Origin of the sequence: uncultured Sneathiella sp., from assembly GCF_963973085.1 — a bacterium.
Taxonomy (GTDB): Bacteria; Pseudomonadota; Alphaproteobacteria; order Sneathiellales; family Sneathiellaceae; genus Sneathiella.
This window is the reverse complement of sequence record NZ_CAXAXA010000002.1, coordinates 222,275-247,619: the sequence shown is the minus strand read 5'-3', so window position 1 is coordinate 247,619 and position 25,345 is coordinate 222,275. Positions and strand designations below refer to the sequence as shown.

At 48.4% G+C, this 25,345-nt stretch carries 26 protein-coding genes; 9 read left to right on the top strand and 17 right to left on the bottom strand.

Translation table 11 applies throughout. The features are described 5' to 3' along the window. Window positions 1–18 precede the first annotated feature (18 nt). The gene (locus AACZ19_RS05300) at window positions 19–822 is read right to left on the bottom strand and encodes a class I SAM-dependent methyltransferase (RefSeq protein ID WP_339631849.1); all 804 of its coding nucleotides are present in this window, start codon (window positions 820–822) and stop codon (window positions 19–21) included. Between the two features lie 20 nt (window positions 823–842). Further along, window positions 843–1,970, bottom strand: coding sequence for a hypothetical protein (locus AACZ19_RS05295; RefSeq protein WP_339631847.1), 1,128 nt, complete (start codon window positions 1,968–1,970; stop codon window positions 843–845). Between the two features lie 314 nt (window positions 1,971–2,284). On the opposite strand from AACZ19_RS05295, the gene AACZ19_RS05290 reads away from it, so the two are divergent. After that, window positions 2,285–3,532, top strand: coding sequence for a glycosyltransferase (locus AACZ19_RS05290; RefSeq protein WP_339631846.1), 1,248 nt, complete (start codon window positions 2,285–2,287; stop codon window positions 3,530–3,532). On the opposite strand, the gene AACZ19_RS05285 is transcribed toward AACZ19_RS05290, so the two are convergent. From AACZ19_RS05285 to AACZ19_RS05255, 7 genes are all read right to left on the bottom strand, one after another. Next, window positions 3,525–4,319 carry a class I SAM-dependent methyltransferase gene (locus tag AACZ19_RS05285; RefSeq protein WP_339631845.1) on the bottom strand — a complete coding sequence of 265 codons (795 nt, stop codon included), beginning with the start codon at window positions 4,317–4,319 and terminating at the stop codon, window positions 3,525–3,527. The two genes, AACZ19_RS05290 and AACZ19_RS05285, sit on opposite strands and share 8 nt — an antisense overlap. Next, a complete protein-coding gene (locus AACZ19_RS05280) occupies window positions 4,312–5,541 on the bottom strand; it encodes an NAD(P)-dependent oxidoreductase (protein ID WP_339631843.1) in 1,230 nt (409 codons plus the stop codon). Before AACZ19_RS05280 ends, AACZ19_RS05285 begins: the two co-directional genes overlap by 8 nt. Next, on the bottom strand, window positions 5,538–6,554 hold the full coding sequence (locus AACZ19_RS05275) for an ATP-grasp domain-containing protein (protein WP_339631841.1): 1,017 nt from the start codon (window positions 6,552–6,554) through the stop codon (window positions 5,538–5,540). Before AACZ19_RS05275 ends, AACZ19_RS05280 begins: the two co-directional genes overlap by 4 nt. Beyond that, window positions 6,551–7,678: a DegT/DnrJ/EryC1/StrS family aminotransferase gene (locus AACZ19_RS05270; RefSeq protein WP_339631839.1), complete on the bottom strand. Its 1,128-nt coding sequence runs from the start codon at window positions 7,676–7,678 to the stop codon at window positions 6,551–6,553. The genes AACZ19_RS05275 and AACZ19_RS05270 overlap by 4 nt, the downstream gene beginning before the upstream one ends. A gap of 3 nt (window positions 7,679–7,681) precedes the next feature. Continuing rightward, window positions 7,682–8,419: a cephalosporin hydroxylase family protein gene (locus tag AACZ19_RS05265; protein WP_339631837.1), complete on the bottom strand. Its 738-nt coding sequence runs from the start codon at window positions 8,417–8,419 to the stop codon at window positions 7,682–7,684. Between the two features lie 201 nt (window positions 8,420–8,620). Next, window positions 8,621–9,586 carry a GlxA family transcriptional regulator gene (locus AACZ19_RS05260; RefSeq protein WP_339631835.1) on the bottom strand — a complete coding sequence of 322 codons (966 nt, stop codon included), beginning with the start codon at window positions 9,584–9,586 and terminating at the stop codon, window positions 8,621–8,623. 146 nt (window positions 9,587–9,732) lie between these two features. Continuing rightward, window positions 9,733–10,428 (bottom strand): 2OG-Fe(II) oxygenase, encoded by a 696-nt coding sequence (locus AACZ19_RS05255; protein WP_339631833.1) that lies wholly within the window; start codon window positions 10,426–10,428, stop codon window positions 9,733–9,735. Between the two features lie 141 nt (window positions 10,429–10,569). Between AACZ19_RS05255 and AACZ19_RS05250 the strand changes: the two genes are divergently transcribed. After that, on the top strand, window positions 10,570–11,592 hold the full coding sequence (locus tag AACZ19_RS05250) for an NAD-dependent epimerase/dehydratase family protein (RefSeq protein WP_339631831.1): 1,023 nt from the start codon (window positions 10,570–10,572) through the stop codon (window positions 11,590–11,592). A gap of 21 nt (window positions 11,593–11,613) precedes the next feature. Next, complete coding sequence (locus AACZ19_RS05245) at window positions 11,614–12,495, top strand: DMT family transporter (RefSeq protein WP_339631829.1); 882 nt, start codon at window positions 11,614–11,616, stop codon at window positions 12,493–12,495. On the opposite strand, the gene AACZ19_RS05240 is transcribed toward AACZ19_RS05245, so the two are convergent. After that, window positions 12,492–13,211: a cell wall hydrolase gene (locus AACZ19_RS05240; protein ID WP_339631827.1), complete on the bottom strand. Its 720-nt coding sequence runs from the start codon at window positions 13,209–13,211 to the stop codon at window positions 12,492–12,494. The genes AACZ19_RS05245 and AACZ19_RS05240 overlap by 4 nt on opposite strands. A 653-nt stretch (window positions 13,212–13,864) precedes the next feature. On the opposite strand from AACZ19_RS05240, the gene AACZ19_RS05235 reads away from it, so the two are divergent. Next, complete coding sequence (locus AACZ19_RS05235) at window positions 13,865–14,185, top strand: metalloregulator ArsR/SmtB family transcription factor (RefSeq protein ID WP_339631825.1); 321 nt, start codon at window positions 13,865–13,867, stop codon at window positions 14,183–14,185. Between the two features lie 76 nt (window positions 14,186–14,261). On the opposite strand, the gene AACZ19_RS05230 is transcribed toward AACZ19_RS05235, so the two are convergent. Then, complete coding sequence (locus AACZ19_RS05230; protein WP_339631822.1) at window positions 14,262–15,257, bottom strand: NADPH:quinone oxidoreductase family protein; 996 nt, start codon at window positions 15,255–15,257, stop codon at window positions 14,262–14,264. Window positions 15,258–15,378: 121 nt separating this feature from the next. Between AACZ19_RS05230 and AACZ19_RS05225 the strand changes: the two genes are divergently transcribed. Beyond that, window positions 15,379–16,128 carry a cytochrome c biogenesis protein CcdA gene (locus AACZ19_RS05225; protein WP_339631820.1) on the top strand — a complete coding sequence of 250 codons (750 nt, stop codon included), beginning with the start codon at window positions 15,379–15,381 and terminating at the stop codon, window positions 16,126–16,128. 306 nt (window positions 16,129–16,434) lie between these two features. Then, window positions 16,435–17,130: an SOS response-associated peptidase gene (locus AACZ19_RS05220; RefSeq protein WP_339631818.1), complete on the top strand. Its 696-nt coding sequence runs from the start codon at window positions 16,435–16,437 to the stop codon at window positions 17,128–17,130. Here AACZ19_RS05220 and AACZ19_RS05215 read toward each other — a convergent pair. Together AACZ19_RS05215 and AACZ19_RS05210 are read right to left on the bottom strand one after the other, a co-directional pair. Continuing rightward, window positions 17,127–18,032: an RNA polymerase factor sigma-32 gene (locus tag AACZ19_RS05215; RefSeq protein ID WP_339631816.1), complete on the bottom strand. Its 906-nt coding sequence runs from the start codon at window positions 18,030–18,032 to the stop codon at window positions 17,127–17,129. The two genes, AACZ19_RS05220 and AACZ19_RS05215, sit on opposite strands and share 4 nt — an antisense overlap. Before the next feature lie 210 nt (window positions 18,033–18,242). Then, window positions 18,243–19,481: an MFS transporter gene (locus AACZ19_RS05210; protein ID WP_339631814.1), complete on the bottom strand. Its 1,239-nt coding sequence runs from the start codon at window positions 19,479–19,481 to the stop codon at window positions 18,243–18,245. A gap of 197 nt (window positions 19,482–19,678) precedes the next feature. Between AACZ19_RS05210 and AACZ19_RS05205 the strand changes: the two genes are divergently transcribed. From AACZ19_RS05205 to AACZ19_RS05195, 3 genes are all read left to right on the top strand, one after another. Continuing rightward, entirely contained in the window at window positions 19,679–20,317 is a 639-nt protein-coding gene (locus AACZ19_RS05205; RefSeq protein ID WP_339631812.1) for a carbonic anhydrase, read from the top strand. 131 nt (window positions 20,318–20,448) lie between these two features. Further along, window positions 20,449–21,294 carry a MoxR family ATPase gene (locus AACZ19_RS05200; RefSeq protein ID WP_339631810.1) on the top strand — a complete coding sequence of 282 codons (846 nt, stop codon included), beginning with the start codon at window positions 20,449–20,451 and terminating at the stop codon, window positions 21,292–21,294. Window positions 21,295–21,306: 12 nt separating this feature from the next. Continuing rightward, window positions 21,307–22,485 (top strand): VWA domain-containing protein, encoded by a 1,179-nt coding sequence (locus AACZ19_RS05195; RefSeq protein WP_339631808.1) that lies wholly within the window; start codon window positions 21,307–21,309, stop codon window positions 22,483–22,485. Between the two features lie 7 nt (window positions 22,486–22,492). On the opposite strand, the gene AACZ19_RS05190 is transcribed toward AACZ19_RS05195, so the two are convergent. The 4 genes from AACZ19_RS05190 to AACZ19_RS05175 all read right to left on the bottom strand — a co-directional run bounded on the left by AACZ19_RS05190 (window position 22,493) and on the right by AACZ19_RS05175 (window position 25,091). Beyond that, window positions 22,493–23,299 carry a class I SAM-dependent methyltransferase gene (locus tag AACZ19_RS05190; protein WP_339631806.1) on the bottom strand — a complete coding sequence of 269 codons (807 nt, stop codon included), beginning with the start codon at window positions 23,297–23,299 and terminating at the stop codon, window positions 22,493–22,495. A gap of 96 nt (window positions 23,300–23,395) precedes the next feature. After that, window positions 23,396–23,956: a paraquat-inducible protein A gene (locus AACZ19_RS05185; protein ID WP_339631805.1), complete on the bottom strand. Its 561-nt coding sequence runs from the start codon at window positions 23,954–23,956 to the stop codon at window positions 23,396–23,398. A 52-nt stretch (window positions 23,957–24,008) separates the two neighbouring features. Continuing rightward, complete coding sequence (locus AACZ19_RS05180) at window positions 24,009–24,491, bottom strand: MarR family winged helix-turn-helix transcriptional regulator (RefSeq protein WP_339631803.1); 483 nt, start codon at window positions 24,489–24,491, stop codon at window positions 24,009–24,011. 45 nt (window positions 24,492–24,536) lie between these two features. Then, window positions 24,537–25,091, bottom strand: coding sequence for a histidine phosphatase family protein (locus AACZ19_RS05175; protein WP_339631801.1), 555 nt, complete (start codon window positions 25,089–25,091; stop codon window positions 24,537–24,539). Window positions 25,092–25,345 lie beyond the last annotated feature (254 nt).

The following is a 25,345-nucleotide window of genomic DNA, read 5'->3' as shown; positions in this document are numbered from 1 at the left end:
GATATCCAGTCCAGTAAGTTAGTAACAGAAGAACAGGCGACGCTGAACATACTCCTGGCCATTTTTACTGCCCAGGACTTGATACAAAAGCTCTACATTTTTATATCCTGAGCGCAAACTTGAAATTTGATCTTGTTGAGCGTCTTCAGTACCATTCGCTTCAAACAATAACGTTTTCGATATCTTGGAAACAAAATCTATGACGTCCGAGCCATTTTTTATCCATGCGCAAACGGCTAATAACAAGGTAACATCGATTTGTTCATCGGGAATAAAGTCCCTGATTAAGTTAATATCTTCATTTTCTAAATTAAATACGTAAAAATCCAGATTATTATTTTCCAGACAGGATTTAACTTTATTGGCAACGTTAATTGTTGTCGGATCGTAATCAACCCCTATTCCATATTTTATTTTATCCGCTATCGATAAAAGCATGCCGCCATGATTGCAACCAAGATCTAAGACGGTTTTTCCGGTCCAGTCTTGTGGATAAAAGTCCAACCTCTCTTCGGGATTGCGCGATCCTTCTATATAGTAACCGCGTATATTCATGCTAAGAGATGCAGGGAAATCCTTGGGGCCCGGCCCCTGCCCCAAGGGACTTGCTTTAGTATAGTTTAAAAGGTTGGTGATCTGCTGAACGGGCATCTCCATCCCATTTTGCGGTTCATGTGTCAGCTGGAGTCGGCGAAATAGGTATTTGTTCCGACCTCGCGTATCCTTACCTCGAATTCTGCGGCCGGTGAATTTGAGCCATCGAGATAATGCATATCCCATAGGTCCTAAAATCGGCACCTTCTTCAAAAATTTTTTCATCATTCACCTTTATTCTAAGCTTCCTAAAATCGATAGACCAAAAATCGGCCTTGGCACTTTATTTGTGAAACGCCAACATAATGCCTATATAGCTTCCGTAGCGCCTGTTCAGTTCTTTTCGTAAGCCACTTGGGCAAAGATCTCGTTACAAAATAAAATCCGCGCAAAAATCTTTTCCTTGTCGCCGACGAATTTAGGAGGGCGGGAAGTGGAAGGCCAACAACAGACTGCCAGGTATTGGCATAAGTTGTCGGCTTACCTTGATAGGGGAAATTCGGATAACCCAAGATATCGGCGCTTTGCTCAAATGGCACCCTCTCCGGCTGAGGTAACAGCGCCTCCAAATCTATTAACACCACATCACTTCCATGACAGAAAATGAAGTTTCCAGGATGCCAATCAACGACAGCCCAGTTTTCAGCATGTATACGCCGTATAATATCCAAGCATTTTTCAGCATATTTAATCGGCATCAACCCCAAGCTATCAGAATCCCAGCGCCAGGCGGCTTCGTAATACGGCAACATCATGTAATTTTCGCCATATTCCAAAATTGGCGCGATTTCCGGAATTTTATCCGACAGCAACCTGCGCGCTTCTATTTCTTTCTGAAGTCCTTCCAGATTTGTCGCGCAGAAGGTTTTGCAAACAGCCTGCTCTCCCTTAAAGTCAACCTTATCAATACGGGTTCGGCCATTTTCGTTACTTATACATAAGATCACGGGATATGGTGGCGTAAAACTGTCGATATTTTCCTTTGCTAACTTTTGCAATGAAATACGATCTGGTAATTTCAACCAATCCAATGATAATTTGTGCTCCGATAAACTCCTCGGAGTGACAACAAAAAAATCATACTCCTTGAATTTCCTGACTATGCCCTTGACGGCCTTAAAAATATTCAAATTTATGCGGTCGCCGTATTTTTCGCCAAAACAGGGTTGAATATCTTGAACAATCAACGCAAGCCCATGTGATCGATCAGCAGGTACAGCCATATCACTTATTTGAGAGCTTGTTAAATTCCGGGTTACTAATAATGAATAACCGTACATCGCGAGAACGGATCTCATTTTGCCAAGCAATTCATCTGGAAAGGGCTCTTTCAGAAAAAGATATATCAATTCAAGATCTGGCTCGGTATTTTCCATGGTGCCCTATCCAAACAGATCAGAAAATGGCACAAACGTCTTTAGATAAAATTTTAGGATCATAAAGCGTTCCCTAGTAAATTTCGTGACTTTGTTACACTTATAGATTCTTCCTGTCAAAAGCGAAATGCTGTAAAGCACCAGTTCTCGATTCCTGGTAGGTACTTTTGGAAGAAAACGATGGACTTCAAAAAAGGAAAATCGATAGCAGGCTTGCACGGGACAGCAAATCTCCGCTAAACACTAAATAATGCTTGAGACTGTTTAGTTTATTTTGGCGACATAAATTCTCCCAACATACGAAGATCCGCTTCATGAAAATCAGTATTGTTATACCAACAAGAAACAGATCACAGTACTTAAAATACTGCCTGCGATCATGCCTGCAAACCCGTGATAGCGATATTGAAGTCATTGTTAGTAACAACAACAGCGTCGATGACACCGCATGCATTTTATCTTCGATAACGGACCCGCGACTAATTTGGTTTGATACTGAAAAAGATCTCAGTATGCGGCAAAACTTCGAATTCGCCTTGTCAAAGACTACGGGAGATTATGTTATTTTCATCGGCGATGACGATGGTATTATACCCAACGGTATCGTAACACTTCGACATCTTATTGCCACCCGACATCCGGATATTATCCTATGGCGGCATATTACGTACCTTTGGCCAGATCCGGATGCAGGCATGGGAGAAGGCCTCCTAAAGTTCCGTTACAGAGACTTCAATGGTCCGGCATACCAATTGGATCCGACGAAAATCTATGCGGATTTTTGCTCTGCGAAACTGACAGTATATAGAGATGCCGCGAACATCTATCATGGCTGCGTGTCTCGCGACGTCATCGAAAAAATCAAAGGAAATGGCGGTGAGTATTTTCTCGGGCAAAGCCCCGACATTAATACGGCGATTTCAAACCTTACTGTCTCCAATTCTATCATTTGGGTTCGCAATCCAATCTCTATCGCCGGCGCCAGTCCGAAAAGCAATGGCACCGCAATGAGCGGCAGTAAAAAAATCACGACGGAACAGGCGAAAATATCAGAAAATTTTACCACTCTTGCTCTTCACGATCATATAGCTCCGGAACTCGATTTGAGGATTCGGTCAATTGCTGCTGCCACATATGCAAATGTTAAGAGGGTAAACGACACGCTGGATATAAATCAACAGCAACCCATAAATCATGAAGCTTGGCGTAACGCTTCGATAAAGGATATGCAAGCGCTACCATTCGATCTCAGGACGTGGAGCCTTCTCGAAAAATTTTTCAGGCAAATGGATCCAGGTTATGAAATAAAAAGGCTGGCCGATACAGATACTCCGCCTATAACCACGGCGGGATCAAACGATCGAAAATCATCTGTCAAAAAACCGAATTTGGTTCCTGCTCAATACACAAAAAATGTCGCTGCAGTGGTTGAGTTTCTGCAAAAAGTTACTGGCAGACCGCACCTTCCAAAGAAATCAATATCCGTGGCATTTGCCTGGCAATTATTAAAGTCAATCTGCATGCGCAAAGCGTTGAAATCAATTAAAAAACAGCCTATTTAAGGGTAGCGCAGACAAAGATAATGTTGCAATCGCCGGGGTTTTCCTTGCCAAGTTCGTAAGATGCTCGGCAAAATTCAGCCTTCCAGTCTTTCTCTTTCTCAGCACCGGTCCGGCCCCAGCCATGACCGCCCTCCTCCCATAATCCCTCTTTCAGGAACCAGTCCATCTGAGGCGTTGAGAGGATTTTATAGAAAATACCTCCGGTCGACTTAACCTCGAGACCCGAAGCTTCGAATTCGCTGGCCAGACTTTTCAAATCGTATGATCTCCTATGACCAACGACGTTTATATCGAAAGGGGAGAGCTCTTCACAGCTTGTCAATGAGCCCATGATAACATTAAGGCGCCGGTTAATTGCCTGGCAATTCGGCACATGAGCAATCAGGACACCGTTGTCTGATAAAAAGCTAGCCGCTTTTTTCAGAACAGCAATAGGGTCAATGACATGCTCTAATATGTCCAAAAGAAATACGGAATCGAATTTTTCATCTGTTTCAAAATCTTCAATCAGGCATTCATGAAACTCCGCCGTCGGGAGCCTTTTCCGTGCCTCCGCAACATGCTTGGACGACGCATCAACGCCGACAACTCTCTGAAAATGACGCGTAAACATTTCTGTCATAAGGCCATCTCCGCAAGCCAAATCAAGCAGCGAGTCACCGCGTGAATTTTCAAGGCATGACATTACTTTGTACTTGGCAAGCACTCCATTGTAGTCCGTATGAAAGGTAGCCCTCTGCCATGGAAATTCCTCTTGCCGTTGCTTTTCATCTGTTAAATCATTCATGCTTTCCACCCGTAGCCAATATTTCTTTTAGTCCATCATCAAATTTGATACTGGGATACCAGCCGAGCTTCTCTTTGGCTAATGAATAATTCATGGCTATGTTCGTGAGGTCATCATCAATCAAATGGTATTTAACTTTACTGTTTGAGCTATAAAATTCGCAAATCATTTCCGCTATGTCGTTTGTTTGCCATACTCTACCAGTCCCTAAATTAAAGTCATCATTATAAGATTCGAAAACTGCTTTATGTATTGCGGCAGAAAAATCACTAACATGCATTAAGTCTAAGGCTGGAAAAGCATTGCGATATTTGTGGGTAAAAATATCGGTACCTTTTTTTGATTTGCCAATAAAATTCCATATAAATTTTGGCTTGTCCGATTGCACGCCATATAAAGGAGATGATCTTAAAATTGTACAATATAAGTTATTGTGGGCGCGGTAGTGATTAATGAGCATTTCGCAAAGCCATTTTGTTTCGCCGTAAGGCCCCTTAGGCAATGCTTTCAATTTTTCATCCGCAACAATTAGATTTTCGCTGTTACCTGTATAAATTTCCCAACCTGATGGAAATATTAATTTGACGGAGTTAGAAACACATACATCCAGAACGTTTCTTAAAATACATAATGTGTCGCCCATCGCCCGATTGGAAGTATAGATTCGCGGGTTTGCCAAATGGGCGATATGAGTGATCCCATTCTTTTTAACATACAAATCAAGCAGGGTTGACCCGCTCAAAAGATCAATTTCGTTACTAGTAGGCGCAAAAATATTAAGCTCTTTTTCAAATTGAGACAAAAAATAGCTGCCGATGAATCCGGTTCCGCCGGTCACCAAAATTCTGGCACCTTGCGAAACAGACCGGCCTTTGCCATTCAATGCCGCCCTAACCGCATTGAGAGGGCCAAGCTTGATTTCCTGCTCGCCGGTTGCCTGGACAACTCTATAGGCGGCATCGTCAAACGGAATGCTCTCAAATACCGATAGTAAACCGATTGCGACGGAGTTACTTCTTGAAATGCCGTAATCGCAAGCAACGACGAGGCGATGCCCTTCTTTAAGGAGAGCAACGCCGGCATCTATTTTTTTACGGACTTCGTCCGGTGCATTGCCGAATTTATCAACGAGATCGCGAACATCGAGAAGACGCATGTCATCTTCCAGAACCACTTGAGACGCCGGCGCTGTCCCGAGAAAATCAGTAATCCAGCGTATCATTTTTTCTGCATTTCCGGTGCGACGTAACACTCGGCCAACGTTCGTAAATACCAGCCTTCGCGTATCTGGTAACCGGCCGCCTTCTTCCCCGAGGAGAGATATTGAAGATATACGTCTACCTCGTTGGCGCCCGCCATCGCCCGCAAATACGACGACGCAGAGAACCGGGGATTGATTTCGAAAGGAATAAACACACCGTCACGCACCCGTCCCTGGACATTTATCGGACCTGTACTGCCAATAGCTTGCGCAATCTCCTCTGCCTGTCGGCGAATATCAGGATAGTCAGCAATATATCCTTGCGAATAGCCGGAAGAAATAATACCGCCACGATTACTCAACATCACAGATAATTTGGCATCTAGGCTCCGTCTGAGCGCAATAGAGCCGGTAATTGTTTGATCGGGCAAGGACAGGACGCCGATCGTAAATTCGCCTTCGCTATCGTCGATATATTCTTGCGCTATCGGGACAATACCCATCCTTTTTATATATTCAGCATAAATCATGGCCTCTTCAATATCCACCGCAAAAAAGACCATCGCGCTGCCACCAGAATCCGTCGAAGGTTTGACGATACAGGGCATTTGAACCCCGTCTAGATCCAGTCGACCACTGACGGCTACTGTTTTCGGAATCGGGATCCCCTTATTAGCCAGGACTTCAAATGACGCCGCCTTGTCAGAAAATGTCCGGACAATTTCCGGGTTATTACCGACAAGCCGGGCGCCGTTCGATGATAATTCTTCTCGAGCAGCCCCCAACAGAATGGTTGTTTTCTCCGCACCTGGTAAAATCCAGGTGGCGCCAGAATCATGACAGGCCCTGAGAACATTCTCGATATAACGATCGCGATCAATCAGATATGTTTTAACGAATTCTGATTGATACAACCCATAAGCGCTAGGCGAAATATCGCAGCCATAGACCTCATAACGTCCCGCCAATTTAAGGCACTTCAATAGTTCTGTACCCAATGAAGCGCCGCCAATCCCTGCAATCATTATTTTCATTTTCGGGCTTTTTCCCGATCAAGGTGGCGCAATACGACATCACAAACCCGATTAATTTGATCAGTGCTAATATCATGATAACAAGGCAGATTAATTCCACGCTCAAACAGGGAATAGCTCACTGCATTTTCCGGCTTCGATGGAAAAGGTGGCATCATGCTGACTGGATAGAAAAAAACCCGGGCGTCAATATTCGCCGCCTCCATCTCGCTTAGGAGGTTGTCACGATCAAAATTCACTGACTTGTCGTATACTACAGTCGTCATCCAGTAGGAGTTCAATGTATTTTCCGGTTCCGGATTGAGGTGCAACTCCGGTCTTCTGCTCAAAACCTCTTGATATTCCGAAAAAATTTCTCTCTTCCGGGCGATTAATTCTTCTATTCGCTCCATCTGCGCCGTGCCAATTGCCGCATCTAGATTTGACATCTTGTATTTATAGCCAACCTTTTCGCACCAGAACTGCTTTGATATCTTGGGGTCACGACCATGACTTTCCAGCACCAGAAGCTTCTCATACAACTCCGGAGACTGAACAATCAAAGCGCCACCTTCGCCAGTCGTGACAGTTTTAGTTCCGTGGAATGAAAATGTCGCCATATCGCCGATAGCGCCGGCCTTACGACCCTTGTATACCGATCCCAACCCTTCAGCGGCATCTTCAATCACAGCGATACCATGTTCCTTCGCCAGGCTCATGATCTCGTCCATATCACAAAGATTTCCGTACAAATGGACAACAATAATCGCTTTCGTCTTTTCCGTAATTGCGCGTCTGATCGCCGTCGGATCAATACACCAGCTATCTTCTAATACATCCACGAGCACAGGCGTCGCGCCGACATACGTAACGGGAGCCACGCTCGCAATCCATGTGATGTCCGGAAGGATAACTTCATCCCCCGCCTTAATGTCCAGTGCCGCCAGCGCTAGGTGCAATGCACCAGTACAACTTGAGGTTGGAATTACATAGGGGACTTCCAAATAGGACTTCAGCAAATCACGGAAGCGAATGATATAGTCGTAACAATGGGATCCCCAACCACTAGCGGCCGCATCAGTCGCATACTGCACTTCAAGATTAGTGATCGACGGTTTGGCATATAAGATACGCGAATGAGGCATTTTCTATTTTTTTCTCAAGAATCCGTTACGCGCTACAGTGATCAACAACTTGTCGGAAATCCCTCGATCAATCTCAAAATCCGAGATTTCCTTTAGAAATTCATCAATCGCCGTCATAGGGCTATTGCCTACCCCCCACGGTCGTTCAGGATAGAAATTATCCGGTAGATATTCAATTGTAGTATCAAAAACAACTAGATAACTACCAGGTGTTACAAACTCAGAATAGAGTCTTAATTCTTCAAGAACATGATCTTTTGTATGCATTGAATCCAGACAAACGAGTATTGTCTTGCCGTCCGCAGAAATTTCCTTGACGCGGTCGACGGTTTGCTGGTCAATAGAGGATCCTTCCACCAAATGAATACGTTTCGATGTAGGATGCTTTTCTATCGCGTCGCGATTATGGGAACGGATATCAATATCGACTCCAATCACTTTTCCATCTTCAATTCCCATCATATCCATCATGCTAGAATAAAATGCGATGGATCCCCCACGCGCAATTCCTGTTTCAATAATGGTATCGGGCATTACCTTCCAAATGACTTCCTGCATCGCGATAATATCTTGCGGACATTGAATTATGGGAAGTCCCATCCAGGAAAAATTATATGTATAATTGAATTTCGCAGTCTCTTTTAAAAAAGTAACGCCTAAATCCTGCATCTCTTTTGAGTTACCAAGATTTTTAATATTATCTTCTACAGATAAGTTGAAGGCTTCAATATTATCGGTCATTTGTTCTTTCTACATATTTCTCAGGATTTGAGCAAACTTAGTGTGAATCTGATCTTAGTGGTCCCATACTCAATTGCCTTCGCACCAGTCAATACATCTTATGCTCCTGCTTTCCGTTCATATTACAGGGTTTTACCCCGCCTCACTATGCAAAACAATATAATTGAGATATTGCGATAAAATGCCAGGGCCTCATGGAAATCAATAAACCATCGGGAACACAGGCTTCCTCTCCCGGCTGGGGCTGAGGCCATAATATTCACGGTAGCTTTTGGCGAAATGCGAATGGGTTGAAAAGCCGGAGGCAACATAAATTTCGGTGATCGACATGCTGGTCTGAAGCAGAAGCAACCTGGCATGTTCCAACCGCATTTCCATATAATAGCGCGCCGGAGACCGCCCGGTATGCTGGCGGAACAATCGCTCCACCTGCCGGATGGATATCCCGACCATAGACGCCAGTTCTTCGGGAGAAAGCGGCTCCTCTATGTTCTGCTCCATGATCTCGACAATGGTCAGCAATTTCTGGGACTTCGCGGCAAGCTGGAGTTTTCGCACGACCTGTTGTTTGTCGCTATGGCTGCGAATACGGTCATGCATGAATTGCAGGGATATGTCATAGGCAAGTTTGTCGCCATGCGACTTTGAAATCATGTAGAGCAGCAAATCGATTGCCGAAGTGCCCCCTGCACAGGTATAGCGATTGCGGTCTATCTCAAAGATGCTGCCCGTGAAAATCAGCTTGGGATAGCTTTCCTTGAGGCTTATCGCCCCTTCCCAGTGAATGGTACAACGATACCCGTCCAGCAGTCCGGCCGCGGCCAGAACGAAAGCCCCGGTACTGAGCGCGCCAATTTCGGTACCATGTTGTACAATCCGGCGAAGTTCCGCAAACAAATGTTCATCCCTGATCTTGTCTGTCCCGATTCCACCACAGACAAACAGGATATCGAGACAGGCGGCATCTGCGAGCGCCATATCCGGCAGAATGCTGAGGCCATTGCTGGTTTGAACGCTTAAGCCATCGACACTGAGAATGTTCCAGTCATAAAGATGGCGGCCACTCATCCGGTTGGCGGAGCGTAAAGGCTCAATGGCGCTGCTGAAACAAATCATGCTGGATTGATCGGTCAGGAGAAATCCAAAGCGCTTGGATTTTTCGGTCATATATTGCTCTGGCGCCTCCCCAAACGGCCACACCCATGACCGGCACGACTATAGGAGTGCGTGCCGCTTCCAGAACAGTATCCAATTCCATTCGGTTGTCAAAACAAAATAAAGGCTGCAATCAGCGGAATTTTTTGTTCCCTGCTCTATTTCGCGTCATGGAAAATGATGCCGAGAGTAAATCGTTGACCTCTGCGCACATCGCTTACCCCATGACGCATCGTGACGCGGGAAAACCGGTTTTTGCCCGGCACAGGCCGTTGATTGACAGCAAAGATAACGGCATCGCCTTTTGAAAGCGGTACCACCCGAGCCCGGGATTGCTGACGCGGGCGCTGCTCCGTCAGGATAAACTCTCCGCCATCAAAATCCTGCCCTGGCTCACTCATCAGGATGGCCATCTGCAGCGGAAAGAGCAACTCGCCATAAAGATCCTGGTGCAGGCGGTTATAGTCCCCCTCCCCATATTTCAGGATCAATGGCGTTGGCTTAACCTGCCCGGCCGCATGGCATTGTGCTGTATATTCGCCAAGTGTTTCAGGGAATCGCTGACCTGTCGCCAGTTTCTCCGCCCATCGGTTCGCTATATCTGCGAGCGGTGCATAGAACTCTTCCCGCAGTTCCGCCACCAGTTCTGGCAAAGGGTAGTCGAAATATTTATATTCACCCTGACCATATCCATGCCGCTGCATGACGATATGACGGCGATAGCGCCGGTCTTCCTCAAATCCATTGATCACTCTGCGACATTGCCCGGCATCCAATAGATTCGGAAGCCTGACAAAGCCGTCGCGATCCATATCTTCTTCCGTCTTTTGCCAATTAATATCCCCGCTTCTCATGTCCTACTCCTTCGCCTAAGTCGTGCAACCAGTTTGCGTATTTCCAAAAGATAAGTCTTCCCAAAAAACGGGGCGGATTTTTTTAGAGTAGACCGTGGAAAAGTTCCCTATGGTAGGGCATCGTTGATCAAGGAGAGAAGAATGAAGAATACCACTCTGGTTACGGTAACCGGCGCGTCAGGCTTTATTGCACTTCATACTATTTGCCTTTTGCTGCAACAGGGGTATTCGGTTCGCGGGACGCTCCGTGATGTCAGCAGGATGGAGAACCTGGTCAAGTCTCTCTCGAATCATTGCGATGTGACGAATTTGAGTTTTGTGCGGGCAGAGTTGAATGACGATGACGGCTGGGCAGACGCCATGGTGGATGCGGACTATCTTTTGCATATGGCCTCCCCTTTACCTGCCGAGGCGCCAAAGGACGAAAATGATCTGATTGTCCCAGCGCGTGACGGCGCACTCAGAGCAATCAAGGCCGCCGTCGATGCCGGGGTCAAGCGTATTGTCATGACTTCCTCTATTGCTGCTGTCTCCGGAGGACATGCCAAGTCTGCGACACTGGATGAATCCCATTGGAGCGACATTGAAAAGGATATTGGTGCTTATCAGAAAAGCAAAACCATAGCGGAACGCGCATCCTGGGATTTTATCGGTTCCCTGCCTGCCGAGAAAAGGCCGGAACTTTCCGTTATCAATCCGGGTTTTGTTCTCGGGCCCCTTCTCGATGCGGATACCAGCGCGTCCCATGAAATCATCCGCCGGTTACTTGTTCGGGATGTCCCTGGTATCCCTAACATCGGCTTCAGTCTGGTAGATGTCCGTGACGTGGCCTCCGCGCATGTCACAGCGCTTACCCACGCCGCCGCACCGGGAAAGCGCTACATCTGTGTGGCCGAGGCCATGTCGTTTCGCGACATCGCTGCGTGCCTCAAACGACATGTCGCGCCGAAAGGGTACGAGGTGATACAGCGTCCTGCTCCGGACTGGCTTGTGCATTTCCTTGCGCTCTTTAGCCCGACATTCAAACTGGTCGTTACCCGGCTTGGCCCCGCTACGAAATTCGATACATCCAGAATACGGGATGACTTCGACTGGCGCCCTATGCAGATGACGCGATCCGTTGAAGAAACCGCCGATAGCCTGATCGCGCATAAGATTGTCTGAAAATGATGAGAAGATAATAAAATGGCGAAAATTTCCCCACATTTATATGGCATTCTGATTACAGCAGCAGGTGTCATTATTCTTTCTCCGGACGGGCTTCTCGTCCGGCTCATTGCGACGGACAGCGCAACGCTCCTGTTCTGGCGCGGTTTGCTGTTCTCAATCGGGATTTTCGGCTTTTATATGCTCAGACACGGTTTTGGCGCTCTCGATACTGTCCGTGCCATGGGACGGCGCGGTTTCCTGGCAGCGGTTCTTTTCTGCCTGAGCACCATCTTCTTTGTCCTGGCGATCACCCATACCAGCGTTGCAAATGCCCTTGTAATTATCTCAACAGCACCGCTTTTTGCCGCGCTTTTTTCCTGGCTGATTCTGAAAGAATCGATTCTGCTTTCCACCTGGATTGCCATTGCCGTCTGTACCGGCGGAATAAGCCTGATTTTCATGGGCAGCATCGGCGGAGGCAGCCGCTACGGGGATATTTCCGCCATCGCCTGCGCGTTTATGATCGCAGGCCAGATCACGACAGTACGCCATGCGCGGAGTATCGATATGGTGCCCTCGCTCGGGTTCGCTGGCCTCCTGACAGCACTTCTCGCCCTGCCGTTCGCCTCCCCGCTTGCCATCACGGGCTCGGATTTTACATATCTGGTTCTGCTCGGCCTTATCGTCCTTCCCCTCGCCTTCGGCCTGATCACCATCGGGCCGCGTTATATATCCGCGCCGGAAGTTAGTTTGCTGATGTTGCTGGAGAGTATTTTCGGATCTTTTTGGGTTTGGCTTGTACTGAATGAAATACCCCGCCCGGAAACTTTAGGAGGCGGAGCCGTGGTTATTACCACATTGTTTATTCATACTGGATATGCCTATCGCAGAAGGCAGCGTGGAATTGCCACAGGCTAGATCGACTCTTCCCGATAGAAAATATGGCTGCCAACCTGGCCGAGCTTGCTTAAATGCGCGCTCCATCTCGGAGAAACATAAGAGGCATGATAATGGGTTGCCCGCTTTGCAACGCCGCTACGCTCACCCTTCATTACCAGAGCGACAACCTTGAGGGATTTTTCCCATGCGCCAGTATTTTTAGGACGGTCGGACTGACCGTCGCACGCAAAGGAAAACTGGCATTTATTGCGAAGATGCTGATTTTGAAAGACAACGTCACAGGCCGTATCCGGATAGCGAGGATCTACGATGCGATTCAAAATGACTTCGGCAATGGCCACCTGACCGACAAGCGGTTCGCTACGGGCTTCAAAATAGACCGCTTGAGCGAGGCACATTTCTTCTCTGGTAAAAACACGGCCAAACAGATCAACCGATTTCAGGTTTTTGTCCAGATTGTCACCGAAGGGCATATCAAGATTGGGAATAGTTATCGCCTTGCCTGGCAACGTATTTAATTCAGCAAACTTCTTATCAAGCCGCATCAGGTTTGCATGCTTTATCGCTCCGGAAAACGCGACATTATCCATCGGTTTGGCCGACGCACCAATTTGGAACAGAAGGCCAAAGCCAACGATCACCGCGGCCATGATGCTGAGGGCCCCAAGGGCCAAGCCAAGCTCATGCGATCGGGAATTTGCCATCGAAAGCTTTTCGTTCCGTGGTTTTTGCATCGTCACTTTTCCATTACCATGTAAATTGCAAAGCTGCATTATCAGGAACCATTCCTGTTATCCAGAGAGTCTATCAAATCGACTAATCAGCCCTCATCCCCCCTTTACGGGACGCGCCCTTGTTTATTTTACCTTCTGTTAACTATAGATCGTGATTACTGGTTAATAAAATCTTATCACTTGACGATGCTATCATTCCGATAAGGCTAAAAAAGGGCAGCCAAAACATTTAGTTAAGATGTTTGCTTTTAACCTGAAATCAACGAGCCTGCTTGCCGACAGGCTTATCCCCCAAATGAGGTATAAGATCCAACCATACAGAATTTCAATAAACTCAGAATGAAGGTTTAACCGAACGGAGGTTTCTTATCAGAGATTAACGTAATATACAAGATTTTGCGGCGCGCGGGCCTTTTCTGGCCCAATCCACAGGTTAGATTCGCCAAGTAACAGTGACGCTGAAACAGAGGCGAAGCAAGAAAAGCTAACAAAAACTGTGCATTAGCTGCCTAAAATTTGTGCTCACTGCTCATAAATTAGAGTTTCACAGATTTTTGTTGTTATTTTAAACTGTTTTGCTTGCATCAATTGGCCTAATTGTTATATCAGCTAATGAGAATTTTAAATTTAAACAAAAGTGTATGGTTTTATTGATGAATATAATGCCGCTTCAGAATAAGGCGCATGACGCCAGCCGTTTTTTAAAGGCAATCTCAAACAAACACCGTCTTCTCATTTTATGTAATCTTGTCGATTCAGAACGTTCAGTCGGCGAGCTTGAAGAAATAGTTGGGTTGAGCCAATCCGCTCTGTCACAGCACCTTGCCAGACTCCGCAAGGAAGATGTTGTAAAGACACGACGAGAGGCGCAGACAATATATTATTCACTACAGGATGAAAATGTCGTCGACGTCCTTCGATTGCTGGAAAATATTTTCGTTGGCGATTCGGCAAAATTTGCGGAAGTCGCCTGATCATTTCTCTCAAGAATGCCGTCATGTTGTCTGGGCAGATCGTTTTGTCCTTACATGACTGAGAGTGCGTGATGAGTTAGTTGTCGATCAGAACAACCTGCTTGCCGGTGACCGCGCGGCGTTCCATGGCGTAAAGGGCATCGGCTATCTTGTCGAGAGGCCAGCTTTCCCCGATTATCGGCTTCAGACCTTTTTCTTCTGCAATGCGACGAAGGGCGGCGGACGCCCGTTGTCCCGCATCGGGATCGCGGCGACCGAATTCGCCGGCCCGCACCCCAATAACGGAGCATCCCCGCGCCATCGCCAGGTCCGTCTTCAGCACGCCAAATTCACCGCTGGCAAATCCGGCCACCAGAAGACGGCCTGCCCAGGCGATACATTCGAGGCTTTGCTCAAAGAATTTCCCGCCGACCGGATCAAGGATTACGTCTACCCCGCGCCCTTTAGTAATTTCCTGAACGCGCGTTGGAAAATTCTCACGATGATAGTTGATGAGATAGTCTGCGCCGCTTGCTTTCGCGATAGCCAGCTTTTCATCCGAACTCGCGGCGGCGATAACGGTTGCGCCGAGAGCCTTGCCAAGTGTGACAGTTGCCTGACCAACCCCGCCCCCGGCACCCAACACCAATAGCGTCTCGCCTGCTCTTAATCCGCCTCGCTCCACCAGGGAGACATAGGCTGTCAAAAATGTCACTGAGAATGCCGCAGCTTCTTCGAACGCCAGGTTCGTTGGCATCGGGTCAAGCTGATTGGCCGTCGCAGTCGCATGGCTCGCAAAGGCACCTGTCTTGCTTTTATAGAGCACCGCATCGCCGACCTTAAAGGGAGCAGCAGGGTCCATGGTTTCTTCGACAACGCCTGCGCCCTCCATGCCGAGAACAAACGGTAATGTCGGTTTGAATTGATATTTTCCATATGTCATCAGAAGATCGGGGAAATTGAGCGCCGCAGCCTTCATGCGGATACGCAGTTGCCCGGGTTCGAGTGAAGGTACTGGACGTTGTTCAAGTGTCACCGCGCCAGGGCCATTCAGCGCGCGGCAAAGTGCATAGGTCGCTAATTTCTCGGTCATTTTGTCGCAGCCCCGGTCGATATTCTGTTTTACAGAGCAATATACAATCTTGTGACTGGATTGCACTGCACAAAAGAGGTAATTCTGGCGAGGCTCCTGACAAGGCGAGGTCAATTTTGTAATGGCGGGTTTGGAAGTATCGTATTTCGCGGCGGCCGGTGGTGGCCTGATCAGTTTCCTGAGTCCCTGCGTCCTGCCCCTGGTTCCGGCCTATCTCTGCCTGATTGCAGGCACCAGCCTGGAGGAACTGACGGAAGCCGAAAGTGATGGTACGTCTCCAGGAATAAACTGGCGGGTCGTTACACTGTCCCTTATTTTCGTGGCAGGATTTTCAACGGTCTTCATCCTCCTCGGGGCCTCCGCCTCCTATATAAATCGATTGATCATCGAACATCTCGACATTTTATCGAAGATCGCGGGCGGCGTTATAATCATTTTTGGCATTCATATGACGGGGCTGCTGCGTATTCCGCTGCTTTACCGCGAAGCGCGCTTCAATGACATCGACAAGCCGCAAAACTGGTTCGGCGCTTATGTCATCGGGCTTGCATTCGGATTTGGATGGACCCCCTGTATCGGGCCTATTCTCGGAACCATTCTTGCCATCGCCGCCAGTGACAGCTCGCTTGGATACGGGGTCAGCCTGCTGGGCGTCTATTCGCTCGGCCTGGGCATTCCTTTTATCCTTTCGGCGTTCGCCATCAACCGCTTCCTTGTTTTCATGCGTAGCTTTCGCCGCTATTTCAAGCTGGTAGAAATCGGAACCGGCGTCATATTGATCGCAACCGGATTGCTTATCTTTACCGGACAGTTCCAGATACTGGCCTACTGGTTTTTGGAGATATTTCCTGGCCTTGCCACTCTCGGCTAGGCTGGACCTATAGAATAAAGGAAGCCAAACCCAAAAAGCTGACTATCATCACAGCGAGAATCCATGCTGCCTTAACTTCATCACCCATCTTCTTCATCCTTCAAGTATGGACCGCTTTATTAAGCGTTTTCCTTGGCAGATCCATTCGATTTCAATAGTCTGCTTTCTTGACTGGTGAAATATATATCCTGTGAATCTGATCAAGGGGTTTGTTTCGGAATAGGCGTATTTGGGTCCGGAAACGTTATAAACTGTAGCCTTGGTCACAGTGAGGTGAAAGGATAGAACCGCAAAAAGGACAAGGTGATGTGTGGTCGTTTCAGTTTAACGAGTCCGACTGAGGCTCTACAGAAGCTTTTCGGTTACACGGAACGGCCCAATCTTGCGCCACGCTATAACATTGCGCCGACAACCCGCATCTCAGCGGTCCGGCTTCAGGAAGACGAAAAAGGGAAACAAAGCCCTCATCACTTTTATGCGCATTGGGGGCTTATCCCCTCCTGGGCAAAATCACCGGAATTCAGCGCGCGTATGATCAATGCAAGAAGCGAGACAGTGGCCGAGAAGCCCGCATTTCGTACCGCCTATAAATGCCGCCGCGGCCTTATCCCCGCGAACAGTTTTTTTGAATGGCAGAAAAAGGAAAAAAATATAAAGCAACCCTGGCGCATCGGTATTATTGACATGCCACTCTTCGCCTTCGCCGGGCTTTGGGAGAACTGGGCCTCACCGGACGGAGAAAGCATCGATAGTTGCACGATCCTGACAACCACCGCGGCGAAAAGCATCGACTTCATTCATCCCCGTATGCCGGTGATCCTGGAACCTGCAGATTACGAATTCTGGTTAAACGGCAAGGCGGGAGAACAACTGCTCCGGCCGTTTGATGCAGATCGAATGCAATTTTACGAAGTCTCCAGTCGTGTTGGGAATGTCAGAAATGATGATGCGGAACTGATTGAGCCCACGAAATCAAGCGGAACACAGGGACAGCTATTCTAGGATATTTGCTTCCTGTCCGCTGCAAGCGCCGGGTTTCGGTCCGCATCCCTACTAATGCGAACAACCGAATTCCGCAGCTTTTCAAAAGCTTTATGCTCGATCTGTCGGACACGTTCTTTTGTGATTCCAAGGCGATTGCCGAGCACTTCAAGAGTTGTCTTGTCATCCTGAAGACGTCTCTCGCGGATAATTATCTGTTCCCTGTCGGTCAACTCCAGAAGTGCTGTTTCAAGCCAGCTTGATCGAGCGGCGCCATCAATCGTCCGCATCGCCGTTTCTTCGGGCGATGGGTTGGTGTCAGGGAGAAAGTCCTCAATACTATCGTCGCCCTCCTTACCGATTGGAGCATTCAGGGATTGGTCCCGGCTTGAAAGGCGGTGGGCCATCGTTTCCACGTCGGCAATACCGATCTTCAGTTTCTTGGAGATGGCGATCAGCGTTTCGCTAGAGAAAGCCGTATCATCCATACTTTGTATTTTTGCGCGCAGCCAACGCAGATTGAAAAATAAAGACTTCTGTGACGCGCTGGTACCGGAACGCACGATTGACCAGTTGCGAAGAACATAGTCCTGCATCGCCGACTTGATCCACCAGCTGGCATAGGTTGAAAATCGAATTTCCCGTTCCGGTTCAAACTTGAAGGCCGCCTGCATCAGGCCGATGTTCCCTTCCTGAACCAGATCGCTCATGGACAGGCCATAGTTCCGGAATTTTGACGCCATGGAGACAACAAGGCGCATGTAGGCGGAGACCAGCTCATGCAGCGCTTTCTCATCGCCTTCTTTTCGCCAGAGATATGCAAGTTCAAATTCTCTTTCCCGCGATAAAAGCGGAATGGACATTGCAGTTGAGACAAATGCGCGATTGCGCTTATGAGAATTTGCTGCCTCTTGCTTGTTCATGTGATCTTCCTCCCACTGGAATAAGGCCGTATGCGGACGGCGTGGAACTGGGCGCACATTGTAATCGTTCTAATTTAAGGGCTTTTCCACAAATTTGCAATCCCCCTGACCTCCAGCTGACGAAAATGTGATCAGCCCTGTGTGTTATTCTTTTATAACAGATAACTATGTTGGAATGATGACATCCCGCAAAACGTTGAAAATCGAATGTCAGATCTGACGGAAGACCGGCTTTTCTGAAGAGCCGGCATAGATAACCAACGCGACAATCAGCAATCCGGCGACAATCAGGAAGGAAGTCTCATATCCTGTCTCCCCATTTACCGCGAGAACCCAACCGAACAAAGACTGCATAAACCCGACGCCGGTAATACTGATCAAGTTCAATGTCGAGTTGGCCCGACCAACAAGATGATCCGGGAAAGAGTTCCGGCAATGGGCGCCCAGTACCACATAATATTGCTGGACGAAGGCGATGTAGACGAAGAGGCAGGTGACGGCCCAGAGCGGGAGATTATCGACGAGGCCGAGAATACAGAACGCGACAAGCTCGGTCAGGACGGCCGTGATAACAATTTTTTTTCGGCTGCTGAAGATGCGATCGAGGGGGCCAAAGAACAGGGCGCCGATCGGGACAACCACCGTCATCAGAAACAAGATCTGTCCCCGCTCAACTCCGTTCAGGCCATAGTTTTTTTCCAGATAGGGTCCGCCCCACATACCCAGAACAGCAACAGCCGGACCATAGGCGACGAAGCCCATGGCTAGAAGATTGAAGAATCTCGGATGCATCAGGACTTCACCATATCCACGAACGCTCTGTCCCATGGTGCCGGGCGTCGCTGCATCATATCTATATTCGGGCGGAACATCCCGGATGATGTAAATGCCGATCATCAGCATTAGCAAGGTTAGGGCGGCAATGACAATAAAGGGGCTGCGCCACCCATACGTTTCTATGATATAGGCCAGCGGACCGGATGCCATCATACCGCCGAAACTGGACGCCGCCAGTAACCAGGACGCCAGGGTTGAGAACTTCGTTGGCGGAAACCATTTCGCAAACAACACATAGGATGACATCATAATGGCGGAATATCCGACCCCGATCAGAATACGCGCGGCCAAAACCTCATGGAAATCCGTCGCGATGGCCAGCATAAGCGATCCGACCACCCCCAAAATTGTGATCGCCGGAATAATGATGCGTGGTCCGAAACGATCGAGCGCCATGCCGGTTGGCACCTGCACCAGCGCCGAGGCAAAGAATAATACCGCCGCGGCTATGCCGAGGCTTTCAACGGCAATACCGAGGTCATTGGCAATGGGAAGCATCACAACCCCGCCGGAATACCGATGGAACTGCCCCAGACCGAACAAAACTGCGCAGACGAGGAAGATATAAATAGCGCGTCTTTTGACAGCAGGAGGCCTGGGTTCCGGGGACATACAGATTTCTTACTATTATTCTTGTTATCCTAACGCTCAGTCCAAACGGCTCATTTGTCAATTCATTTAGATTTATTTCTGCGTTTACGGATATCTCAATAAAGAGTTTCCCTACCCTCGAATTATGCTAAATAGTCGGCCTTGTGCGGCTCATTAGGCACGAATAGCCAAGTAAGAAATTGACAAGGAACCGGTTGATGGAAGATTTTAAGAAAGTATTCGAGAAGAACAAGGCCTGGGCGGCGAGTACCACGGCCTCGGATCCCGATTTTTTCTCTCGCCTCGCCCATCAGCAAACTCCCGAACATCTATGGATCGGCTGTTCAGACAGCCGTGTTCCTGCCAATCAGATTATGGACCTGCCGCCCGGCGAGGTTTTCGTTCACCGCAATATCGCAAATATTGTCGTGCCTTCGGACCTGAACTGCCTCTCCGTCCTGCAATATGCCATCGAGGTCTTGAAGGTGCGGCATGTCATTGTCTGCGGCCACTATGGTTGCGGCGGTATCGCGGCGGCCATGTCGTCTCAGAAAAACGGCATGATCGATAACTGGCTCCGGCATATCCGGACGACTGCCCGGATCTATAACAAACTGATCGAAAAAGCGGAAACTCAGGAAGAAAAAGCCGACCTTCTTTGCGAATTGAACGTCATTGAGCAGGTTCAGAACGTCTGTGCCACGACGATCGTTCAGGACGCATGGGACAGCGGGCAGAAATTTGCTGTCCACGGCATCATCTATTCCGTGAAGAATGGCCTGCTCAAAGACCTCCTCCACTGTGAGGCGGGCAACAAGGTTACCCAAGGTGAGGACTTCCCTGCAGTTTTGAAATAACCGGGCATTTTGATCCTTCCTAAATTGACTTTTTGTCAAATAGCTTGATCAAAACGCCCATGGAGCTTATTTTCCAATAAATAGCGCCTTCGCAATCCATAGAAAAAGAAAAAAGAAAACGAGAGTACGGCATGAAATTTAAAGGTACCGATACATATGTGGCCACGGAAGATCTGATGATCGCCGTCAACGCCGCCATAACCTTGCAGCGCCCCCTTCTCATCAAGGGCGAGCCCGGCACCGGCAAAACCGTGCTGGCGCAGGAAGTGGCGAATGCTCTGGGTAAGCAGTTTATTGAATGGAACATTAAGTCGACCACAAAGGCGCAGCAAGGCCTCTATGAGTATGATGCAGTTTCTCGTTTGCGCGATTCACAGCTTGGCGACGACAAGGTCCACGAAATTTCCAACTACATCCGTCCCGGCAAGATGTGGGAAGCCTTTACGGCTGAGGAAAGCCCGGTCCTGTTGATCGACGAAATCGACAAGGCGGATATCGAGTTTCCGAACGATTTGCTGCAGGAACTCGATCGCATGGAGTTTTTCGTCTATGAAACCCAACAGACGATCAAGGCACAACATCGTCCTTTGGTAATCATCACATCGAATAACGAAAAGGAACTGCCGGATGCCTTCCTGCGTCGCTGCTTCTTCCATTACATCAGTTTCCCCGATACGGAAACCATGCAAAAAATTGTCGACGTCCATCATCCGGATGCCAAGCAGGAACTTGTTCGCGACGCCCTCAAGGTCTTCTTCGATGTCCGCGAGACGCCGGGCCTGAAAAAGAAGCCCTCCACCAGTGAACTGCTCGACTGGCTGAAACTGCTGATGAGCGAAGACCTGCCCGAAGACGTGCTTCGTTCAAAGGATCCGTCCAAACTTATTCCGCCGCTTCATGGCGCACTCCTCAAGAACGAGCAGGATGTGCATCTGTTCGAGCGGCTCGCCTTCTTGTCCCGTCGCGAGCAACGATAGGATAGAGCAGCCATGTTCACGAAATTCTTCTTTACGCTTAAAGAGGCCTCGATCCCCGTGACCTTGCGGGAATACCTGACCCTGATCGAGGCACTTAAAGCTGGGTGCGCGGAATATTCGGTGAATGACTTTTATTATCTCGCCCGGACGACACTGGTAAAGGATGAAAAGAATCTCGACAAGTTCGACCAGGTCTTCGGTCATTGCTTTAACGGTATCGAATTTATTGCTGACGACCAAACTGTTGAAATCCCGGATGAATGGCTAAAGAAGCTTGCTGAACTATCCCTGACGGATGAGGAGAAAGCGCAGGTTGAAGCCATGGGCGGCTGGGAAAAACTCATGGAGACACTGCAGGAACGCCTCAAAGAACAGGAAAAGCGGCACCAGGGCGGCAATAAATGGATTGGAACAGCAGGTAAATCACCGTTTGGGGCCTATGGCTATAATCCGGAAGGCGTGCGTATCGGCCAAAAGGAAAGCCGGAACCGCAAGGCCGTCAAGGTCTGGGACAAACGAGAATACAAGAACCTCGATGACAGTGTTGAACTGGGCACCCGGAATATCAAGGTCGCCATGAAACGGCTCCGGCAATTCGCCCGGGAAGGCGCCGCCGAAGAGCTGGATCTGGATGACACCATTCGATCAACGGCCCGCAATGCAGGCTTTTTGGACCTTAAGATGCGTCCGGAACGGCACAACACGGTCAAGGTCCTGATCCTGTTTGATATCGGTGGGTCTATGGATGATCATATCAAGGCGTGTGAAGAACTCTTCTCCGCCGCCCGCACCGAGTTCAAGCATCTGGAATTCTACTACTTCCATAACTGCATTTATGAAAAGCTCTGGAAAGAGAACAGCCGCCGTCATACGTCCTTCATGCCGACTTGGGATGTGCTGCATACCTATCCTGCCGACTATAAACTGATCATCGTTGGGGACGCCACGATGAGCCCTTACGAAATTGCCTATGCCGGCGGTAGCGTCGAACATTGGAATGAAGAAGCGGGTCAGGCCTGGATGGAACGGCTTCTCGGCATTTATCACAAGGCGGTCTGGCTTAATCCGGTGCCGGAAAAATACTGGGACTACACCCCGTCTGTCCAGATGATGAAACAGCTGATGACGGACCGGATGTTTCCGCTCACAATCGGTGGGCTTGAAGCGGCTATGAAAGAGCTAAGCAGGTAAATATAGTTTAACCGGCTTTTCTAAATTCATCAGAATTTCCCGGCCGAACGAAGATAAGCCATTTTCCGCCAAAGGACTTCGACATCCGGTGAAAATCCGGTCTTTCTTCCAGCACATTATGATGCATCGGATTGTTATAAAGGAAGTATACCGGTTCCGTCACATTACAGAGATCCTCCGAAATCCGATCCAGTACCTCTTGCAGAACCTCCGGGCCGAATGAATTATAGACATAAATAACATGTGGCGCCGCCGGCAAGGAATAACTCGCTGCGTCGCTGTGAACAGAAGTGAGTGAGCTGGCACGGATCATATCCCGCCGTTTCATCTCGGCGATATTCTGCGTCGCAGTTTGGTGTAATGCGCCGCTTATCTCAATGCCTGTCACCGACTTGAAGGGATAGCGGGCGGCAGACGCCAGAATAGCGCCCTTCCCCGATCCATAGTCAACAAAGTGATAGGCCGAGTAATCTATGTGAAGCCGCTCCAGGACATGCCGGAACTCATAATCCGACGCCGCCTCATAACGGCAGGCAGAGGCACGAAACTCATCCGGTATATCCATCATGGCTGGTTCTACAATTCCATCTGTGTCCAGTCCGCTCTCCCTGAGATTCTGTTTGTTGAAACGATACTCCTGAAGGAATGGAATTTTTGCTTTACCGCAAATAGTGGCGGCAAGACCCAGCAAGGTCATCAAGAACCCGCGGTATTTGAAATTGACGAGCAAGGTGCGCAGATTTCGCATAATCTGATAATGCTCTACTTCAAGCCCCGGATAGCGGGCTGTCTTCGTAAAAACAAACTTCAACACCGGATACACCTACAACATTAATGACGGAACTATAAAACCCAACGCTTGGCTACTTACCGAACTCACTAAGTATCCGGGCAAAGTGTTAACTTTCATTTAGTCTATATCCCCCTCGATCTCAACGAATTCTACCGCATTGATCAAGGGTATGAGTCTTGCGGCAATAAGCTTTTGCAGCGCGAGCGATATAACGAGATAATAGACGGCAAGATGTAGCGTCGTGTCTGCCCCGGCCTGTGTTGCATAATATATGGCGATCAGGACGAGCCCGAGGAGTATGAGCCATATCCGCCCGAGCTGTTTAAGCAACCGCGACTTGCGAAGAAACTTGCTGTCTGACAACTCATGTTTATACCAAAGATCGAACGCCGTTGAGAGAAGAATAATTGGCAGAATGATAGTGAGGACGGCGATTAGTACGGCCAACCCACCCCGTCCGTCTTTAAACAATTCCGGTATCGCCGTTAACAAGGAATAGGTACCGTCCAGCCCTGAAAACCCCATCGTTGTAATCATTGGCTGCGTTATCGCAAGGCCAAGTAACGCCGCCGAGACAATGAGCAAAACGCCCAGATATCTGTCACTTCCCTTTGCATATTTCGCAATCGTCTGTCGGTCCGGTCGCCCAAGGAGTATTCGCTTTTTGACCCAGCTCATATTATTCCCGCTGACCTCTGCACATATTTCAGAGAAGGTTGCATGTCACAGATCAGGATATCTTAAGCAATAATGCAAGAAACAGCTCCTGCTCTTCGTGCGAAAGGGGCGCCAAGGTTTCCTCCGTAATATCAAATCCGTGCGGAATGATCGCTTTGATCAACTCCTCTCCCGCTTCTGTCAACCTCAGCGACATCCGACGACGGTCCGCCTGATCTGGTTGAGTTTGCACGAGCCCCCGATCAATCAAACGGCGGGTCACGCCCTGAATTGTCGCCGGATCCATCGCAGTCAGGCGACCCAGATAGTTTTGTGAGAGTTCCCCTTCATCTCTCAGCTTCACCAGAGCAGCAAACTGTGTAGGGGTAATCTGCTCATATCCCATGTAGGATTGAAAGATAGCGCTGGCCCGTTGATGTGCACGGCGGAGCAGATGTCCGATTTGCACCTCAACCCGATAATCATCAATTGTACGACCCGTTTCCGCCTCGGATTTCGAAGTATTCGCATACGCCATATCTGCCATTGTTTCCATATTGTGAATCCGGATATAAAGCTGCCAAAGGAGCGTCATATGCAGCTATTTCACAACTGTAACAGCTTCCTGCCCTTTTTCAATGAGGCTCATGCCGTCAGCAGAGACATGTATTTTCGTGACAGAGCAATGATCGGGACGAAAAACAATCACATTATTGCTCTTTTCAATTGCCCCGATGATGGCGTTGATAACAACAAAATGGGTCACAAAAACCGCATCTTGCGTCTGAGCCACCGTGAAATCGAGGATGGCAGTTCGCCAGCTATTCAGTCTAGAGGATTGTTCCGGCCATGTACCCGCCATAACACGGGTAAGCCAGCTTCGCCGATCTCCAAAATCGACGCCCTCTGAGGGAACTTCAGACAGCTCAGGTTTGATAATTGCTTCCTTGTGCCAAAGCTTGGCAAGGGGCTCTGCTGTTGCTCTGGTTCGATGAAGCGGGCTGCAATATAGATTGGTAACCGGTATTTCCTGACACAAACGGTCTGCCATTTTGCTAGCCTGATCGGCTCCGCGTTCGCTCAATCCCGGATCGAGGGCATTATCCCAGGAACCGGCGGCTTCGCCATGGCGAACCAGATATATAGTTATGGGCACATGTACTCCTTTTCATAGCGAAGGCAGGGCGTTCCCACAGACTATCGCGGTCGCAAATTAAAAACCACATCATAAACGGGAAATTTATTATGGTTTCAATGGCGAGTATCAAAAATAGTCACAATAAATACTCTATTATGGTGTATTATATACAATTATTTCAATTGACAGGGGTTAAAACATGACTTAATCGTCTGTACGTATATTTGTATCTGTTTGAGGGGCGTAAATGTGGAATACCACTGCATGACCTA